The sequence below is a fragment of the Halomonas sp. NYA30 genome (assembly GCF_976980765.1).
On sequence record NZ_OZ334477.1, the window covers coordinates 1,778,318 to 1,796,526 of the forward strand.

The 18,209-nt window shown below is 55.0% G+C and carries 18 protein-coding genes; 8 read left to right on the plus strand and 10 right to left on the minus strand.

Annotated elements, in window-relative coordinates:
• The first annotated feature begins 122 nt into the window (after positions 1 to 122).
• The 7 genes from ACWI0H_RS08070 (at position 123) to tldD (ending at position 10,015) form a co-directional block, all read left to right on the plus strand.
• Positions 123 to 1,160, plus strand: coding sequence for a rod shape-determining protein (locus ACWI0H_RS08070; protein WP_008958638.1), 1,038 nt, complete (start codon positions 123 to 125; stop codon positions 1,158 to 1,160).
• 23 nt (positions 1,161 to 1,183) lie between these two features.
• Positions 1,184 to 2,113 (plus strand): rod shape-determining protein MreC, encoded by a 930-nt coding sequence (gene mreC / locus ACWI0H_RS08075; protein ID WP_485875856.1) that lies wholly within the window; start codon positions 1,184 to 1,186, stop codon positions 2,111 to 2,113.
• A complete protein-coding gene (gene mreD / locus ACWI0H_RS08080; RefSeq protein WP_176303074.1) occupies positions 2,113 to 2,601 on the plus strand; it encodes a rod shape-determining protein MreD in 489 nt (162 codons plus the stop codon). Before mreC ends, mreD begins: the two co-directional genes overlap by 1 nt.
• Positions 2,598 to 3,179 (plus strand): Maf family protein, encoded by a 582-nt coding sequence (locus ACWI0H_RS08085; RefSeq protein WP_485875857.1) that lies wholly within the window; start codon positions 2,598 to 2,600, stop codon positions 3,177 to 3,179. Before mreD ends, ACWI0H_RS08085 begins: the two co-directional genes overlap by 4 nt.
• A 67-nt stretch (positions 3,180 to 3,246) precedes the next feature.
• Positions 3,247 to 4,710: a ribonuclease G gene (gene rng, locus ACWI0H_RS08090; protein ID WP_176303076.1), complete on the plus strand. Its 1,464-nt coding sequence runs from the start codon at positions 3,247 to 3,249 to the stop codon at positions 4,708 to 4,710.
• Between the two features lie 2 nt (positions 4,711 to 4,712).
• Entirely contained in the window at positions 4,713 to 8,567 is a 3,855-nt protein-coding gene (locus tag ACWI0H_RS08095; RefSeq protein ID WP_485875858.1) for a YhdP family phospholipid transporter, read from the plus strand.
• Entirely contained in the window at positions 8,564 to 10,015 is a 1,452-nt protein-coding gene (gene tldD / locus ACWI0H_RS08100; RefSeq protein ID WP_485875859.1) for a metalloprotease TldD, read from the plus strand. Before ACWI0H_RS08095 ends, tldD begins: the two co-directional genes overlap by 4 nt.
• A gap of 37 nt (positions 10,016 to 10,052) precedes the next feature.
• Here the strand turns inward: tldD and yjgA are convergent, their stop codons facing one another.
• Positions 10,053 to 10,574: a ribosome biogenesis factor YjgA gene (gene yjgA / locus ACWI0H_RS08105; protein WP_336272957.1), complete on the minus strand. Its 522-nt coding sequence runs from the start codon at positions 10,572 to 10,574 to the stop codon at positions 10,053 to 10,055.
• A 108-nt stretch (positions 10,575 to 10,682) separates the two neighbouring features.
• Here yjgA and pmbA point away from each other — a divergent pair, with 108 nt between their 5' ends.
• Entirely contained in the window at positions 10,683 to 12,023 is a 1,341-nt protein-coding gene (gene pmbA / locus ACWI0H_RS08110; protein ID WP_485875860.1) for a metalloprotease PmbA, read from the plus strand.
• A gap of 3 nt (positions 12,024 to 12,026) precedes the next feature.
• Here the strand turns inward: pmbA and ACWI0H_RS08115 are convergent, their stop codons facing one another.
• From ACWI0H_RS08115 to ACWI0H_RS08155, 9 genes are all read right to left on the minus strand, one after another.
• A complete protein-coding gene (locus ACWI0H_RS08115) occupies positions 12,027 to 12,296 on the minus strand; it encodes an HPr family phosphocarrier protein (protein ID WP_008958647.1) in 270 nt (89 codons plus the stop codon).
• Positions 12,297 to 12,341: 45 nt separating this feature from the next.
• Positions 12,342 to 13,274, minus strand: coding sequence for an RNase adapter RapZ (rapZ, locus tag ACWI0H_RS08120; protein WP_008958648.1), 933 nt, complete (start codon positions 13,272 to 13,274; stop codon positions 12,342 to 12,344).
• An 89-nt stretch (positions 13,275 to 13,363) separates the two neighbouring features.
• The gene (locus tag ACWI0H_RS08125) at positions 13,364 to 13,834 is read right to left on the minus strand and encodes a PTS sugar transporter subunit IIA (protein WP_485875861.1); all 471 of its coding nucleotides are present in this window, start codon (positions 13,832 to 13,834) and stop codon (positions 13,364 to 13,366) included.
• Positions 13,835 to 13,838: 4 nt separating this feature from the next.
• Positions 13,839 to 14,147 (minus strand): ribosome hibernation-promoting factor, HPF/YfiA family, encoded by a 309-nt coding sequence (gene hpf, locus ACWI0H_RS08130; protein WP_007114683.1) that lies wholly within the window; start codon positions 14,145 to 14,147, stop codon positions 13,839 to 13,841.
• Positions 14,148 to 14,245: 98 nt separating this feature from the next.
• The gene (locus ACWI0H_RS08135; protein ID WP_336272953.1) at positions 14,246 to 15,661 is read right to left on the minus strand and encodes an RNA polymerase factor sigma-54; all 1,416 of its coding nucleotides are present in this window, start codon (positions 15,659 to 15,661) and stop codon (positions 14,246 to 14,248) included.
• 123 nt (positions 15,662 to 15,784) lie between these two features.
• Complete coding sequence (lptB, locus tag ACWI0H_RS08140) at positions 15,785 to 16,534, minus strand: LPS export ABC transporter ATP-binding protein (RefSeq protein WP_485875862.1); 750 nt, start codon at positions 16,532 to 16,534, stop codon at positions 15,785 to 15,787.
• A gap of 11 nt (positions 16,535 to 16,545) precedes the next feature.
• Positions 16,546 to 17,037 carry a lipopolysaccharide transport periplasmic protein LptA gene (gene lptA, locus ACWI0H_RS08145; RefSeq protein ID WP_485875863.1) on the minus strand — a complete coding sequence of 164 codons (492 nt, stop codon included), beginning with the start codon at positions 17,035 to 17,037 and terminating at the stop codon, positions 16,546 to 16,548.
• An 11-nt stretch (positions 17,038 to 17,048) separates the two neighbouring features.
• Positions 17,049 to 17,618 (minus strand): LPS export ABC transporter periplasmic protein LptC, encoded by a 570-nt coding sequence (gene lptC / locus ACWI0H_RS08150; RefSeq protein WP_176303084.1) that lies wholly within the window; start codon positions 17,616 to 17,618, stop codon positions 17,049 to 17,051.
• Positions 17,618 to 18,160, minus strand: a complete 543-nt coding sequence (locus ACWI0H_RS08155; protein WP_485875864.1) for a KdsC family phosphatase — start codon at positions 18,158 to 18,160, stop codon at positions 17,618 to 17,620. Before ACWI0H_RS08155 ends, lptC begins: the two co-directional genes overlap by 1 nt.
• Positions 18,161 to 18,209: the final 49 nt, after the last annotated feature.

Consider the following 18,209-nt stretch of genomic DNA (forward strand, 5'->3'; position numbering starts at 1 on the left):
AGGTACCACATATTGGCCTTCACGGGCAGTATTAGGCACGACTCGTGCTTGCTGCCAGGGGGTTGCGGTGATACCGTTTGCATCCGCACAGGGTTCCCGGTCTGCACTAGGTAACAACATCCATGTTTAAACGTTTAAGGGGGCTGTTTTCCAGCGATCTATCGATTGATCTGGGTACGGCCAACACACTGATTTATGTACGCGGTCGCGGCATCGTGCTTGATGAGCCGTCCGTGGTTGCTATTCGCCAGTCAGGCAATATGCGTAGCGTCGCGGCAGTCGGTACTGATGCCAAGCGAATGCTGGGTCGTACGCCTGGCAACATTACGGCAATTCGGCCGATGAAAGATGGTGTCATTGCCGACTTCACCGTCACCGAGCAGATGCTTCAGCACTTTATCCGCAAAGTGCACCAGAGCACCTTTTTAACCCCCAGTCCACGTGTGCTGGTATGCGTTCCTTGCATGTCAACGCAAGTCGAGCGTCGGGCGATTCGCGAGTCAGCGGAAGGTGCCGGTGCTCGCGAGGTGTTCTTGATTGAAGAACCCATGGCAGCGGCTATTGGTGCGGGTCTTCCGGTTGATGAAGCGCAAGGGTCGATGGTGGTCGATATCGGTGGTGGTACCACTGAAATCGCGATTATTTCACTTAATGGCGTGGTCTATTCCGAGTCTATCCGGGTGGGCGGCGACCGCTTTGATGAAGCGATCACTGCTTACGTGCGTCGCCACTACGGCAGCTTGATTGGTGAAGCGACGGCCGAGCGCATCAAAGAAGAGATCGGCTGTGCCTACCCAGGGGGCGAGCTACGTGAAATTGATGTGCGTGGCCGTAATCTGGCTGAAGGTATCCCGCGCAGCTTTACGCTCAATTCCCACGAAATCCTGGAAGCATTGCAGGAGACGCTGGGTTCCATTGTGGCAGCGATCAAAAGCGCGCTTGAACAATCTCCCCCTGAATTGGCGTCCGATATCGCCGAGCGTGGCTTGGTGTTAACGGGTGGCGGTGCTTTATTGCGCGATTTGGATAAGCTCATTGCTGAAGAGACAGGTTTGCCGGTGATTGTGGCTGAAGATCCGTTGACCTGCGTTGCTCGTGGCGGTGGTAAAGCGCTGGAAATGATTGATCAGCACACCTTTGAGTTGCTGTCGAGCGACTAATCGCAGCGGTTAATTGCGGGGGATTGCCTATTAAACCGCTGTTTTCGCACGGGCCACTGCCGGGCTATCGGCTGTTTTTTTGCGTATTGGCTGCCAGTGCTTTGATGTTTGTCGACCAGCGTTTCACGCGTATGGAACAAGTGCGTGCGCAACTGTCGACAGTTGTTGCTCCTATCCAATGGGTGGTTAGCGTGCCTAGCGACCTGTTGAATTGGGGGTCGCTGGCGCTTTCTGATCAACAGGCTCTGGTGGATGAAAACCGGCGTTTGCGTGAGCAGATTCTTACCCTTTCCCATCGTGGTCAGCGAATGGCGAATTTAACAGCGGAAAACAGCGAGCTGCGCGAATTGCTGAGGGCCGCTGAACGTCGTGATATTCCCTATATCACGGCGGAGCTTTTATCGCTGGATAATGACCCTTTTAGTCATCAAATGGTGGTCAACCGTGGGCACCGTAACGGCGCCTACGTGGGGCAGCCGGTGATTGATGCCTCTGGCTTGGTGGGCCAAATTACCGCTGTCTCTGCCTACTCCAGCCGCGTGCTGCTATTGGCGGATGCCAGTCATGCCTTGCCGGTTCAGCTAAACCGCAATGGATTACGCTTTATTGTTCAGGGGGCAGGGCGTTACAGCAGTGTTAATGTGATGCATGTTCCTGATACGGCGGATATTCGCGAGGGGGACTTGCTGACCACTTCAGGGTTGGCGGGGCGTTTCCCGCCGGGTTATCCCGTCGCACGCGTAACAGAGGTTTTCCACGACCCTGGTCAGCCCTTTGCGCGTGTAACGGCCGAACCCATGGCGCAGTTACAACGCTCGCGCCACTTCTTGCTGCTTTTCCCACCTCCGCGTGTGGAAGTGGAAGAGCATGCGTGGGATGAAACGCTGGATATCTCGGCAGAGGCGTTACGCTCCTCGCTACGGCTTGCTAATCCCGATCAAGAGGTGCCCTGATGGCGCGCGCACCGGTTGTGCCTATTTTAGCTATTTGGCTAAGCCTGCTATTGGCGTTATGTTTACAAGTCATGCCGCTTGCCGATGGCTGGCAGGTATATCGGCCTGAATGGCTGGGACTCATGCTAATTTACTGGTGTATGCGAACTCCCGACAGAGTCGGCGTTTTTCATGGCTTTGTACTAGGCATTCTGATGGATTTAATCGAAGGCACTGCGCTGGGGCAGCATGCCCTCATCTATTCGCTCTTAGCGTTTCTTTGTGCATTGGTGTACCCACGCTTCCGGGCTTATTCACTGGTACAACAGTCGGCTCTTGTGTTGGTGTTGCTCGGCTTAGTGCAGCTCGTCGCGCAGTGGCTGCGCACCATCGTGGGTGATTTTTCAATTCACCTGGCCTTTTTAATTCCCTCGCTGATCAGTGCATTTTTGTGGCCGTGGTTGTCTACCATGTTCCAAGCATTCGAGCGCCGGTTGGCCGCTTCATGACCGCACCTGTTTTATGCTTAGCGTCTGCCTCACCACGCCGTCGGGCCTTGCTGGAATCTATTGGTGTGTCGGTCACGGTTCACCCCTGTGATATTGATGAGACACCACTGGTTGGTGAGTCGGCCCAAGCGTATGTGCAGCGCTTAGCGATTGCCAAAGCCAAGGCGGCAGCCCCCCTAACTGACTTACCTACGTTAGGTTCAGATACCGCTGTCGTTGTTGATGGGCGAATTCTAGGTAAACCGGTGGATGCCGAGCAGGGGGCTGATATGCTGCAGCTGCTTTCCGGGAGGCAGCATGAAGTGCTTACCGCTGTGGCGGTGAGTGGACCTAAAGGTATGCTCTCCTGCTGCGTGACCACCCAGGTGACCATGCGAGAAATAGAAGCGCATGAGATTGCTGCCTACTGGCGTACCGGCGAGCCCGCTGATAAGGCAGGTGGGTACGCCATACAGGGATTAGCAGCGATCTTTGTAAAACAGATTCATGGCAGTCATTCGGCGGTGGTAGGGCTACCACTGTTTGAGACGGCACACTTGCTACGTCGACAGGGAGTCCCCATCTGGCAGCGCGTTTAACTCCCCTTGGATGAGAGCGCCACCTAGATCGCTGGCAAGGAATACGTCAACCAACAAGGAATTTTGCATGAGCGGTGAAGTTCTCATCAATTTAACGCCAATGGAAACCCGCGTCGCGCTGGTTGAAAATGGTGTTTTGCAAGAGGCACTGATCGAGCGTTCCCGTCGGCGTGGCATCGTGGGCAATATCTACAAAGGCAAAGTAGTGCGTGTGCTGCCTGGAATGCAGGCTGCTTTTGTTGATATTGGCCTGGAGCGGGCGGCGTTTATTCATGCCCATGAAGTAATGCCGCCAGGTACGCCTCCAGATGAGCAGCAAACTATCGGTCAGTTGCTTCACGAGGGGCAGGCGCTGGTGGTACAGGCCACTAAAGATCCTATTGGAAGCAAAGGAGCACGCTTAACCACGCATCTTTCGATCCCTTCCCGTTATTTGGTTTACATGCCGGACTCGCCACACCATGGCGTATCGCAGCGCATTGAAGATGAGCGTGAACGCGAGCGCTTAAAGGCATTGCTGGATAGCAGCGTGGCAGAGCAAACGTTGGAAGTAACGGGTGGCTTTATTGTTCGCACCGCCGCTGAAGGGGTGGGCGATGAAGAACTGAAAGGTGATATGTATTTCTTGCTGCGTCTATGGCGCAAGGTGAGTGAGCGTAAAGTTACCGCAACGCCACAAAGCGTTATTTATGATGATTTACCGCTCTTTATGCGTACCCTGCGCGACGTTATGCGCGACGATATCGAAAAAGTGCGTATCGACTCACGGGAAAACTTTGTCAAGCTGGTAGAGTTCGCTGAAGAGTTTATGCCTGATGCGGTCGAGCGTATTGAGTACTACCCCGGCGAGCGCCCTATCTTTGATCTCTACAGCGTCGAAGATGAGATCCAGAAAGCGTTAGGCCGTAAGGTACAGCTCAAGTCTGGCGGCTATTTGGTTATTGACCCCACTGAGGCTATGACCACCATCGATGTGAATACTGGTGGTTATGTGGGGCACCGCAATCTTGAAGAAACTATTTTCAAGACCAATCTTGAAGCAGCGACGGCGATTGCCCGCCAGCTTCGGCTGCGTAATCTGGGCGGCATTATCATTATCGACTTTATCGATATGATTGACGTTGAGCATCAGCGGCAGGTATTGCGGGTGCTGGAAAAAGCCTTAGAGCGCGATCACGCCAAAACCAAGTGTACCGGCGTCACTGAACTAGGCCTTGTTCAACTTACTCGTAAGCGTACCCGGGAAAGTTTGGAGCAGACGCTCTGTGAAGCCTGCCCCACCTGCAGTGGCCGTGGAACGCTGAAAACCCCGGAAACGGTCTGCTATGAAATCTTTCGCGAGATTCTCCGAGAGGAACGCGCCTATAGTGCCGAAACTTACATGGTGCTTGCCTCGCAGTCCGTCGTTGATCGTCTATTGGATGAGGAGTCAGCTGCGGTAGCAGATCTGGAGACATTTATTAATAAAACGATCCGCTTCCAGGTTGAACAGCACTACTCCCAAGAGCAGTACGATATCGTACTGATGTAATCATGCAGACTCGTTCGCTAGTGCGTTGGAGTTTACTGATAGCGGCCTGGCTGCTAGGCAGCACCGCTATGCTGCTGCTATTGCTCCGCTTGGCCTTCAGTCAATCCGACGCTCTTACCCCCCGCATTGAAGCGCTGCTTGAAGCGCGTATTGGCGTGCCGGTCACTATTGAGCGGTTATCGCTTTCCTTCGCCCGGAGCGACCTGCTGTTAAGCCTTGATGGGTTGAGCGCAGAAACGCCCGATGGCCAAGCACTGTTTTCCCTGGACCATGCGGGGCTGCGTTTGGATACTTGGGCATCACTTGTCAATAGGGCGCCGATTTTTAGCGACGCACGCATAAGCGGAACCGAGTTTCATCTCTATCAAGGCACGGGAGCTTCTTGGCAATGGCCTGAGCCTGCCGAGTTGCCGCTATTAATGGCGGCTGAGCCGGATGTCGATCTGGCGGCTATTGATGACTGGGCCGGACTCATATTACGCCAGCGTCTATGGGTAGATGACACCCGCGTGGTGCTGCATGGTAGGCACGACACCGTGATGTTACATGCGGAGACACTGCTGCTGACTGGGGATGAGCGGCGCACACGGCTGGAAGGCGCGATCAATATTGCGGAATCTTTACAGCAAGCGCGCAAGGTTGCCCTTCCCGCGGCTGAAATGAAGGTTGAGATGCAGCCCGGTCGACATGGCTTTAGCGACTTTTCTGCCGCACTGCAGCTGGATATTCAGCTTGACCAATTGGTAGTGCTGGCCGCGATGTTCCGTCCTGATCATGCCGCCTATTTAGAGCAGGCCGGGGGGAGTGCGCGGCTATGGGGCCGTTGGAGCGCTGGGCGTCTTGAGGAGGCTCGTATTGCCGTCGATGTGCCCCAGTTAACCCTTCGCCATAATGTTCAGTACGCGGTGCTAAGGGATATTGAGGCGAATGGCTTATGGCAGCGTGACGGCGACGGAGGCGAGGCATGGCTGAGTGGTGACGCTGATAGTGTCGAGTGGGCGCAACCCCCCGGGGGCAGCGTTGGCCCGGCCTTGCCGCGATACTGGCACGCCACCCATCAACCAGGGAGGTGGGAAGTTCGCACCAGTGCCTTTGAACTCGCCTCGCTGACAGCCTGGCGCGATTATGTATTGCTACCTGAGTCAGTAACGCGAGTATTGCAAACCCTTGCCCCCCGCGGGCAAGTCCAGGGGTTGCACGTTGGACAGCAAGAGGGTCGCTGGGGAGTCGATGCGGCCCTAACCGGTGTCGAGGTCTCGCCTTGGCAGCAGGCCCCTGGCGGCGGCCCGTTGGATGCCTGGGTGCAGGCGCGGGATTTTCGTGGCCGTGTACTGTTTAGTAGCGACGGCGACAGTACCCTCTATTTCCCCGAGTTTTTTACCGCTCCCATGCTGTTAAGACGTGCCGAAGGGGAAGTGGAGTGGGTATACGATGGCCCCAATACAATGGTGAGTGGCAAGAACCTCAGCGTTGACTGGGATGGCGCTCAGGTGTCGGGTGGTTTTGGTTTAGTCACCGGTAATCAGCGCGGCCATTTTGGCTTAGATCTAGATTTTAGTGAGGTGGACGCGCTAGACCGACCGCTGGCTCAGTGGCTGCCGCTTAGCGTGATGGATAAAGGACTACGCGATTGGCTGCTCAACGATATCGGTGGCTATGTCACCGAGGGGTCGTTACAGCTAAGCCAACCCTTAGGAGAAACGGTAACCGCTGAGGATTTTACCGCCACACTTGCGCTGGCAATTACACAAGGCCATTTGCCGATTGCGCCAGGCTGGCCACGTCTTGATGACGTTGAAGGCCGTCTAAAATGGCAAAATAAGGTGTTAGAGGCTGAAGTTGAACATGCCCAAAGCCATGGCGTGACTGCTTCAGAGGGTGAAGTGGTGATGGAGAATGAGATACTTAATCTATCGGGCCAGCTGCAGGCGGATGGTTCAGCGTTAACGACCTTTTTACAGGCGATGCCCGATATTGATCTTTCCCCACTGAGTGATTTGCGCGTAACGGGCGATGTTAATGGCGATATTGCCTTGTCGCTACCGCTGGAAACGCCTGATGCGCTGCAACTGGAAATTAACGCCTTGCCAAGCTTCTCCGAAGTGGTTTATCAGCCGTTGGATTTACGGCTTCAGTCGGTCGAGGGTGACCTCGCTTGGCTGCAGGACGGAGAGAGCAGCGGGCTGGTGGGTGACGCCAGTGGCCAATTGCTAGGCGGGCAAATAGCCGCAGATTTTCACACCCAAGACGACAGAATAGAGCTGCAGGGTAATGTAGCGACCTCCGCACTTTTTGAGCTCGCTGGGTTGGATGACAGCCAAGGGCGCCTGCCGCTAGAAGGGCAGCTACAGTGGCAAGGCAATGTCAGCTTAATGCCCACGCCAACCCTGCGCCTGGAAAGCCGTCTACTCGGTGTCACCAGCCATTTACCGGCACCGTTTGCCAAGTCGGCCCAGCAGCCATGGCCCTGGAGTGTGGCGGCTGACATTGAAGCTGGACGGATCCAAAGCCGTTTGGCTGATATTGCTTCCGCACGACTTCAGCAGCGTAACGGCTCTCTTGCCGGGTCGCTATATCTAGGTAATGAGGCAGCGCGCACGCACGCTTGGCCTACGAAGGCTGGGTTAAGCATTGATGCCGATGTGCCGCGTATTGACCCGCTGGCTTGGCAGCAGGCGATTGCACCGTTAATGGCAGAAGGCGCGTCTACGCCCAGCAATGGTAACGGCCAGGTGCCCTTAACAGTAGCGTTATCGACACCCTGCGTGGTTTATCAAGATGAGTGTTTAGGCAGCCTTAGTGCCACCGGTGGCATGAACGGTGACCTCATTGATATGGATTTAAGCGGTAATCTTGTGACCGGGCGCTTACAGTACAATGCGCAATCGCCGCAGCCCTTGGATATGACGATTGAAGCGTTGTCACTTGATCGTTTGCTGGCGTTAGCTAACAAGCAACATGACAGTGATGCGCCTACGCCAGACTCCTGGATGCAAGCGGTTAAAACCCAGCGCCAGGCGCCAGCCGCCATTCCCGATTGGCTGGCCGATGTGCCTAATGGGCGATTGCGATTATCCGAAATTTCCATGGGGCCACGCCGTTTCGGTCCGTTGACGGCCTACTGGCAAACCGATGGAGAGCGCTTTTCGCTCACTCCGGTTGGGTTGACCCTTGGCCAGCTCTCCGCGCGAGGCGAGTTGTACTGGGAGGGTAATGCCTCTTCCAGCCACACCCGTGCGGATATCTCAATTCAAGGTGGGGATATCGGCACCGCCCTTGAGCGCCTAGACCAGCCTGTGGCCATGCGCAGCCGCAGCACCGATGTGGTGGCCTCGCTGGATTGGCCAGGCGCCCCCTGGCAACTTGCGTTAAGGCATGCCGATGGCTATATCAGCACCGACATTCGTGACGGCAGCTTCGTCACCCTGGAATCGGCACCGGCGCGGTTAATCGGCTTGCTCAATTTCGATAACATCTTACGACGGCTGCGCTTGGATTTTTCTGACGTTACCGGCCAGGGCACTGCATTTGACCGGGTCAACGGTACCGCCGATGTAACCGGTGGACTGCTAACACTTCGCGGCCCATTGCAAATTGACGCCCCGGCCACCACCCTAACGCTAACAGGCAACGTCGATCTTGTAACGCGTGAACTTGACCAGCGGCTTGGCGTCACACTACCAGTGACGCAAAGTTTGCCGATCGCGGCCATTGCCGTTGGTGCGCCCATCGTCGGCGGCGCGCTATTCCTCGCCGATCAACTGTTTGGCGACGCCCTTGATCGCGCCACAACGCTTCATTATCGCGTGCGAGGCCCATGGACTTCGCCGCAGGTTACTTTAGAAGGCCCCCAATGACCGCATATAAAAGTGATGTAGATACCGCTGCAGCCATCCTGTTGACTCCCGGAGGGTTGGATTTAGACGCTCTGGAAACAGGGTTGGGCTACGCCATGGGCGCGGGTATTGACTACGCCGACCTTTATTTTCAGCGGACTTGGCAAGAGGGCTGGGTGCTGGAAGATAGCGAGGTAAAAGAGGCCAGTTATAATATCGATGGTGGTGTCGGCGTGCGTTCGCTAGCGGGTGAGAAGACTGGTTTTGCCTACTCCAACCAAATTACCGCCGATGCATTGATGGATACCGGCCGCACCGCGGCTGGCATTGTGCGCAGTGGTAAGCGCTTGCCTGGGCAACTGGTTAGTCCGGTGTCCGCCATGTCGCGCTATGCAGGGATTGATCCCTTGGCTGGCCTGAGTGCTGAAGAGAAAGTCGCCATGCTGAAACAGGCTGACCGTGTGGCGCGTGCTGCCGACCCCAGTATTAGTCAGGTAAGTGCCTCCTTATCGGGCACCTATGAAGTGGTGTTGGTGCGGGCTAGTGACGGCACGTTGGCGGCCGATATCCGCCCGCTAGTGCGCTTCAATGTCAGCGTGATTGCGGTTAAGAATGGGCGTCGCGAACGCGGCAGCGCCGGTGGCGGCGGTCGTTACTCCATGGCTAAACTGCGTGATGATCAAGTGGCGGAGCAGTACGCCAAAGAGGCAGTGCGTCAGGCGTTGGTTAACCTGGAAGCCATTGATGCACCCGCAGGGCAAATGCCTGTGGTGTTGGCATCCGGCTGGCCGGGAATCTTGCTGCATGAAGCGGTAGGGCACGGCCTTGAAGGTGATTTCAATCGTAAAGGCAGTTCCGCCTTTGCTGGCAAGATGGGCGAGCGTGTGGCCGCTAAAGGCGTCACCATTGTCGACGATGCGACGATATCGGATAGCCGTGGCTCAATGAGCGTGGATGACGAAGGGACGCCGGGTCAGTATACGCCGCTTATTGAAGACGGCATTTTAACAGGCTATATGCAGGATAAGCTCAATGCCCGATTAATGGGCATGGCGCCCACAGGAAACGCGCGGCGTGAATCCTTCGCCCACTTGCCGATGCCACGCATGACCAACACGGTCATGCTGGCTGGTCAGGATGTGCCTAGCGATATTATCAAAAGCGTTAAGCGCGGTATTTACGCGGTCAGCTTTGGCGGCGGCCAGGTGGATATTACCTCGGGTAAATTCGTGTTCTCCGCCAGCGAAGCCTACCTCATTGAAGATGGCAAAGTGACGGCGCCGGTGAAGGGAGCCACGTTAATAGGTAACGGCCCAGAAGCGATGCAGCGGGTATCCATGATTGGCCACGACATGGCGTTGGACACCGGGATTGGTGTGTGTGGTAAAGAGGGGCAGGGCGTGCCGGTCGGTGTCGGCCAGCCCACCCTGAAATTGGATGAGCTGACCGTTGGCGGCACGCAGTCTTAAAAAGCTTTTTTCAAGAACTGTTTTTAAAGCGCCTGTTTTAAAGCGCTAAGGTTTCGCGAAGGTGTTTGAAGAGCTTACGCGAGCTGGTCGGTGGTTTGCCCTGCTCGCGTTCCCGCTGGGCGTTGCGAATTAATTGACGCAGCGTTTGGCGGTCCGCGTCGGGATGCTCCGCCATGAACAGGTCAACAGCATCATCGCCTTCGTCAATTAAGCGTTCACGCCATTTTTCAAGCCGGTGAAACGCATGGTCGCGCTGCTCCTGCTCTTGTTCGATGGAGTCGAACACGCCTTGGATGGCGGCGAGATCCTCTTTACGGATAAGTTTGCCGACGTACTGCATATGGCGGCGGCGGCCTTCATGAGAACGAATCCGCGAGGTTTCCTCGATAGCACGCAGCATATCGTCAGAAAGGGGGAAGCGGGCGCGCTCTGCCGGTCGCATGGCGATTAACGTTTCCCCAAGTGCCTGTAAGGCATGCATTTCGCGTTTGAGTTGCGACTTGCTTGGGCGTTCTTCCTGCTCTTCAACTTCAACGGGGTCGGGACGTTGCTTACGCATAGTGTGGCTCACAGATAAAATTCGTTGCGGCATTATACCAGCTGCGAGTACAACATTGATTCGCCGAAGACATTCTCTTGGAGACATTCGGTTGAGATAGGAGGCCATATGGCACAGGCATTTGATGCATCCGCGCAGCAGTCGTTACTGACCGCGCGGGCCGAAGAGGCGCTAGCGTTGGCAAAGCGCTTGGGCGCGGATGCTGCCGAAGTAGGCGCAAGCGTCGATCAGGGAATAGGTGTTAGCGTACGCCAGGGTGAAGTTGAAACGGTTGAGTTATCCCGTGATCAGGGCATCGCCGTGACGCTTTACGTAGGCCAGCGTAAAGGTAGTGCTTCATCAACGGATGCTAGCAGTGCCTCGATCCAGGCTGCGGTAGAAAAAGCGCTGGCGATTGCCCGCTATACCGGAGAAGATCCGGCCGCCGGTTTGGCCGATGCATCGTTGATGGCCACCGAGTTACCCGATCTGGAAGTGCATTACCCCTGGGTACTCACAACCGATGAGGCGATCGAGCTAGCGCTTGCTTGCGAGCAGGCGGGGCGTGATGTTGACGGTATCTCTCAGTCGGATGGCGCATCACTTTCGAGTGGCGAAGGCGTGCGCGTTTATGCTAATAGCCACGGCTTTTTAGGCACCCAAAAGGGCAGTAGTCACTCTCTTTCATGCATGCTGATTGCACAGGATGCGAGCGGTATGCAGCGCGACTACGACTACACTTCTGCACGCGATCCCAAGGCACTGCGCGACCCCGCCGAGGTGGGCCGTGAGGCCGCCGAGCGTACGCTGCGCAGGCTCGGCGCAAAACGTCCGCCCACGGGCACCTTTCCAGTGCTATTTGACCCGTCGCTGTCCAGTGGATTGATTGGTCATTTACTGAGTGGTTTAGCAGGTGGTGCTTTATATCGCCAAGCCTCTTTTCTGTGTGATCGGCTTGGCACGCCGCTGTTTCCTGATTGGTTCAGCCTTGAAGAACGTCCAATGGAAATCGGTGCCACAGCGAGTTCGCCGTTTGATGGCGAGGGCGTGCAAACCCGTAATAATCGTTTTATCGATCAGGGCAGCATTGCCAGCTATATGCTCTCTTCCTACAGCGCTCGTCGGTTGAGTATGCAAACCACGGGCAATGCTGGTGGGGCACGAAATGTGCGTTTAGTGGCACCACTGCAATCCCGTGACAGTCTATTAAAAGAGATGGGCCGGGGGATTTGGGTAACCGAGCTGATGGGGCAGGGCGTTAACGGCGTGACCGGTGATTACTCACGTGGCGCTGCAGGGTTTTGGGTAGAGGATGGAAAAGTACAGTACCCGATCGAGGAGTTTACGATTGCCGGGAACCTGGAGCGGATGTTTGCCGGGTTAGTGGGGATTGGCGATGACACCGATACCCGTGGCAGTGTTCACACGGGTAGTTGGTTAATTGATGCCATGACCGTAGCGGGAGATTAAAAGCTACTGATCTTCCTCAAAACGAGCATCGAACAGCGCTTGAATAGCATCAAGCGCCTGTTCGGCGTCATCGCCTTCAGCGTTGATGGTTAGCTCGGTACCGCAAGGGGCCGCGAGCATCAGCAGTGACATGATGTTGGCGGCGTCAGCGACCTGTTGCTGTTTTTGAACACGTATTGTCGCCGTGAACTGTTGGCCGCATTTTACCAGTTTGGTCGCCGCGCGTGCATGCAGGCCGCGTTGATTGGTAAGTGTGAGAATTCTTTCTGGCACCCTGGTTCCTTTTCGCCGAGTGGTGTCATTAATGGATAGAAGCGCTTAAGACGTTGCTTGCTGCTCGTCGGTTTGGGATGTGCTGGCGGGCGGAGCAGCTAGCTGTTCATTTAATGTGTACTGCAAGCCTAACTCGCGATGACGTAATTGAATTTCGCCCATACTGTGTACTAATCGCTCTGCTAGCTGTTCGACCATATAGACCGAGCGGTGTTGCCCACCGGTGCAGCCAATCGCGATAGTCATGTAGCTACGCTGGCTATCTTGGTAAGCGGGCAGCCAGCGCTCAAGCCAAGCCTGAATATCGTTAGTCATGGCGTCTACGATGGGATAACCGCTTAAGAAGGCCACTATGTTCGCATCGCGGCCTGTGAATTGGCGTAGCGTTGGGTCCCAATATGGGTTTGGCAGGCAGCGCACGTCGAAAACCAAATCAGCATCCAACGGCACACCGCGCTTATAACCAAACGACTCAAGCGTCAGCGTGAGCTTGTCGCGCCGCTGATGGGCGACTTGGTCGGTAATGCGACGACGCAAATCGTGAACTGATAGCCGCGAGGTATCGATCAATAAATCGGCTAGATCACGAATGTCGAGCAGCGTTTCTTCTTCTTTATTGATAGCCTCTTCAAGCGTCATTTCGCTATCGCGCGTCAGCGGGTGACGCCGCCGTGTTGCGGAGTAACGCTCAAGTAAGATGCGCGCATCAGTGGTCAGATAGATCACTTGAAAATCAATTTTACGTTGCCGCAAATCCTCTAATAAAGAGGGCAGTCGTGCCAGGGCGCCAGGCAAGTTACGGGCATCAATACTGACCGCCAAATGGGCGCGGTCGCCCTGGTCGCGTAATTCGTCCACCAACGACCCCAGCAACATGGCAGGGAGGTTATCAATCGCATAGTAGCCAAGATCTTCAAGCGCTTGTAAGGCGATAGATTTACCTGACCCAGAGCGGCCGCTAATGATCACAAGTTGCATAGAGTCTCTCTTTGCTTTGATCAAGCTGCGTTAAGGGTGGTGAGCGCAAATCAACCTGCCGTTGAGTACCGCTTGGCAGGTTTAGGCTTTCAGGAAGTTATTTGCTCACGAATTTTAGCGGTAAGCAACTCAAGTAGTTCGCGCTGGCTGCCTGCTTTACGCAGTTTCTGACGCGTATCCGCATCGTTCATGATGGTCGCTACCTGGCCGAGCAGAGAGAGATGTGTGTCATCAGCCTCTTCTGGCACTAGCAATACAAACACCAGATCCACCGGGTCGCCGTCGATAGCATCAAAATCAATCGCTTCTGCGAGTTTTAAAAAACCAGCAATTGGGGCCGAGCAGTGAGGACTACGCGCATGGGGAATAGCCACGCCGTTACCAATCCCGGTACTGCCTAAGCGCTCACGGCCAATTAAACGGCTAAACACTTCTTGGCTGTCCAGACTGGGGATATTTTGGGCAATAAAGGTGCTGAAAAATTCCAGCACCCTTTTTTTGCTGCCCCCGGGTACGTCAAAGAGAACACGTTCCGGGGGGAGTATGGTTTCCAACGTCATTGAATTAACGCACGCCTGCGCCTTGGGCGCGAGCTTGTGCTTTTTCCTTATGTTTAACGAGTTGCCGATCAATTTTGTCCGCTAATGCGTCAATAGCGGCGTACATATCACTGTCTAGGGCTTCCGCATGTAAATCAGCACCTGCTGCGTGCAGTGTACAGGCGGCCTGCTGGCGCTCTTTCTCCACAGATAAGGTGACTTGCACCGTGGTTATGTTGTCGTAATGGCGCTCTACACGTTCAAGCTTTTCGTTGACATAGTCACGCAAGGCGTCAGTCAGTTCTACGTGATGACCAGTGATATTAACTTGCATTGACGTACTCCTTATCCATCGGACTGTACTTCGATTGTAACCCTTTTTGCCGCGTTGCAAAGCCCTTGTCGAGAGTTTCCCTAAAACGTTGATTTGTGCTAGCGCAAACGACGTCGCTCGCTAGAGGAGGGAATGCCCATGGCTTCACGGTATTTAGCCACCGTTCGACGCGCTACTTGAATTCCCCCCTCCCCTAATAGCGTGACTAAGCGGCTATCAGAAAGCGGCTTGCCTGGCGGCTCCTCTTGAACCAATTTCTTCAGCCGAGCGCGGATAGCGGTGCTTGAATGGCTGTCACCATCCTGGCCGCTGACTTGGCTTGAGAAAAAGTATTTGAGTTCAAATACGCCGCGAGGCGTATGAATAAATTTCTGAGTGGTTACCCGGGAAATAGTCGATTCGTGCATTTCCACGGCCTCGGCGATATCGGCCAATATGAGCGGCTTCATGGCTTCTTCGCCGTGTTCTAAAAAGCCAATTTGCCGGGTGATAATCTCGCGGCCAACGCGCAGTAGCGTATCGTTGCGGCTAGAGAGGCTCTTGATCAGCCAGCGTGCTTCCTGCAGGTGTTCTTTTAAAAACTGATTGTCCTGACTTTTATCCGCACGCTTTATTAAGCTTGCGTAGTCGGGCTGAATGCGAAGCCTTGGCAATGCCTCAGGATTGAGCTCTAAGTGCCAGCCTTCGTGGTCATGGCGTACGACCAGGTCGGGCGTTACATAACTATCATCGGTATCGCCATAGGCGCTGCCCGGGCGTGGATCAAGGCTACGAATGAGGAGAATGACATCAGCCAGCTGGTCATCATCGAGTCCCAGGCGGCGTTTTAGTAAGCGCATGTCATCTTTGCCGAGCGCTTCCAGAAACTGCCGTACTAAGCGGCGGGCAGGAACCAGCAACGGCGTATCATCGGGAAGAGTGGCCAGCTGCAGCATCAGGCACTCCCGCAGGTCGCGGGCGAATATTCCTGTTGGCTCAAATTGCTGAAGCTTAAGCAGAATGGTTTCTACTTCGCGCTGGCTAAGCCCATCGACACCTTGGGCGCGAAGCCCTTCACGTATGTCGTTGAGCGGCTGAGTTAAGTAGCCATTAGCATCTAACGCGTCGATAAGACTTTCTGCGACAAGTTGCTCTCGCGCGCCAAAATCAGTCATGGCTAGCTGCCACAGCAAGTGCCCATGAAGACTCTGGCCAGCAGCCTGGCGCTCAAAATCAGGTCCTTCGCTGCTGGAGCCACCGTGACTGCCCATATCTTGGTAGGTGTCAGACCAATCACTATCTACCGAGAGCTCGGTGGGAATGCTCTCTGACCACTCTTCCTCTTTGGGCTCGCTGGCAGCCTGTTCGCCAAATTCATCCTCTTGTTCCAGCATGGGGTTGGCATCTAGGGCCTGCTGAATTTCTTGACGTAAGTCCAGCGTTGATAGCTGTAACAGAGCAATGGCCTGCTGCAGCTGAGGTGTCATGGTCAGCTGTGTGCCCATGCGCAGTTGAAGAGAAGCTTTCATGACCATCTGAGAACCACTCGTTAATCAGAATGCTCCACCCTAGTGTGAGTAGGTCTCCGGTGCAAGTGCAATAAGCATGCCATTGGTAGTAAAGTTGTTGTAGAGCGCTAATTAGAAGTGAAAAATAGGCTAGAGGCGGAAATCAGCGCCTAGATAAACCTCCCTCACTTTCTGGTTAGTGAGTATCGAGGCTGGAGAGCCGCTGGCGATGATTTGACCATCGCCCACGATGTAGGCGATATCACAAATATCCAGGGTTTCGCGAACGTTGTGGTCGGTAATCAGTACGCCGATGTGGCGCTGCTTTAATGCCCGAATAATGGTTTTGATCTCGCCCACCGAAATGGGGTCTACGCCAGCAAAGGGCTCGTCCAGCAGAATGAATGCGGGTTCTGTCGCCAGTGAGCGAGCAATCTCCACACGCCTGCGTTCACCGCCTGAAAGGCTCATGCCCAGGTTGTCGCGAATATGGGTAATGTGAAAATCTTCAAGTAGCGCTTCCAGGCGCTGCTCGCGGTCGCTACGGCTGAGCTCTTTGCGCGTTTCGAGTATCGCCATAATATTATCGGCAACCGATAATTTACGAAAAATAGACGCTTCTTGCGGTAGGTAGCCGATACCCGCCGCAGCGCGTTCATGCATTGGGGCGCGGGTTAGATCTACATCGTCGATACCCACTTTGCCAGCATCGGATTTCACCAGCCCCACAATCATATAAAAAGAGGTGGTTTTGCCTGCACCGTTGGGGCCGAGCAAGCCCACAACGCTGCCTTGGGAGATCTCTAAATTGATGTCTTTAACAACTCGGCGTCGCTTATAGCTTTTGGCCAAGTGATGGGCATATAGGGTTTTGATTGGCGCAGTTTCTGTAGTTGCCAAGGCTTGGCTCCCTATTGTTCGGGCTGAAGCGTCATGCGTATGCGCTGGGTTTCGCTGCCGTCAACGTCAGAGCGCGCCTGAATCACTTCACGGTCAATAAAATACTCAAGGCGACCGCCGGTGAAGGTGTCTTCTTGTTGCGTTAATTCGGCTTGGTCGATTAGCTCAACGCGGCGTTCAGCGACGTGATAAATAATGCGCCTTGCCCACCCTTCTGTAGGGCCTTCTTGCCCTTCAGCTTGATGACGTAAGTAGGCGCGCTCACCGGTGGAGGTCGCGCGGGAGAGCTCGCCTGCCTCGTTGCGTTCGATTTCTACTCGCTCGCCACGTAATTGCATTCCGCCTTGGCGAATATCGACATTGCCTGTATAGACAGCGGTCCCCGCTCGCTGGTCAAGGTCTAAGCGGTCGGCTTCAACTTCTATCGGGGCTTGGCTGTTTTGGGCCAGTGCCGAGAGCGGTAACGCAAGGGCAAAAAGGGCGGTATATAGCAGTGATTTCATGGCAAATCCTGTTAGCGCTGCGTGGCCGGAGGGTGCGTGCCACGCACATTGTCAGTTAAGCGCACTTGGCTTTCGTTAAGCCAGACGTCCATGCGCGACGCGTTCATTTGCTGGGGCGGCTGTTGTAGCACTACCGGTGTTTCACTCCACGCATGCTGGTTTAGCCCGTCATAGTGCAATAACTCAGTATCTAACTGCCAACCTTCATCCGGTGCGATCAGGCGAGCGGAGCCTGACATCAGCAAGACCTGAGTGGACGTGTTAAGCGTGCCTACATCGGCGCTAGCCAGCCACTGGCGGTTTTCGCTGTCGTATAAGATAGCTTCTGGCTCTTCTGTCCAGGTTTCACTACGCTGCGGCGTATGGATCAGGCGTGGGGTTTTAAGCGCCTGTAATACGCTACCATTTTCACCGAAAAGAGTGATCTCTGCGTTTTCCAGCACGTGGCCTGGCTCCTGGGCCTGTGCTTCAGGATCTATAGCTGTGTCTTGAGGCCCCCGTGGGTCAAGCCACACCAGTAGTGCCCCCAGGGCTACGACCAACCCGGCTAACCATACGCGTACTTTTACCTGCTTCACCATTAGGTGCGACCGTGAAGATAAGTGTCTAGCACCGCCCCCCAGTGCCCTTGAGATTCAAGCAGTGTGTCACAGATTTCACGTACTGCGCCGTGCCCACCTAGTCGTTCCGTGGTCCAGTCGGCGTGGGTATGTATGTAATCTGGCGCATTAGGGACGGTAATGCCGACACCGCAACGCTTAATAGCGGCCAAGTCAGGCAGGTCGTCGCCACAGTAGGCCACCTGCTCTAGCTCTATATCGAGACGCTGGCAAAGCCCGCGCAGGGTAGCAAGCTTGTCTTCACAGCCTTGGTGGATCAGGTCGATACCCAGCGATGCGGCGCGCTGGCTCACCATGGGAGAGTCGCGGCCCGTCACTAGCGCTACATGTATGCCCACTCGCTTGAGAAGCTTCAGCCCATGACCATCCTGAGTATGAAATGCTTTTATTTCGATGCCGTCAGCCTGGAAGTAGAGGCGGCCGTCGGTCAGTACGCCGTCAACATCCAACGCTAATAGGCGCACGCGGCGGAGTCGATCAAGTAGCGCATTGGGTAAGGTCATAGAACCTCCATATCATTAAATTCGTAAAGCGGGTCGGTAACGTTGCTGA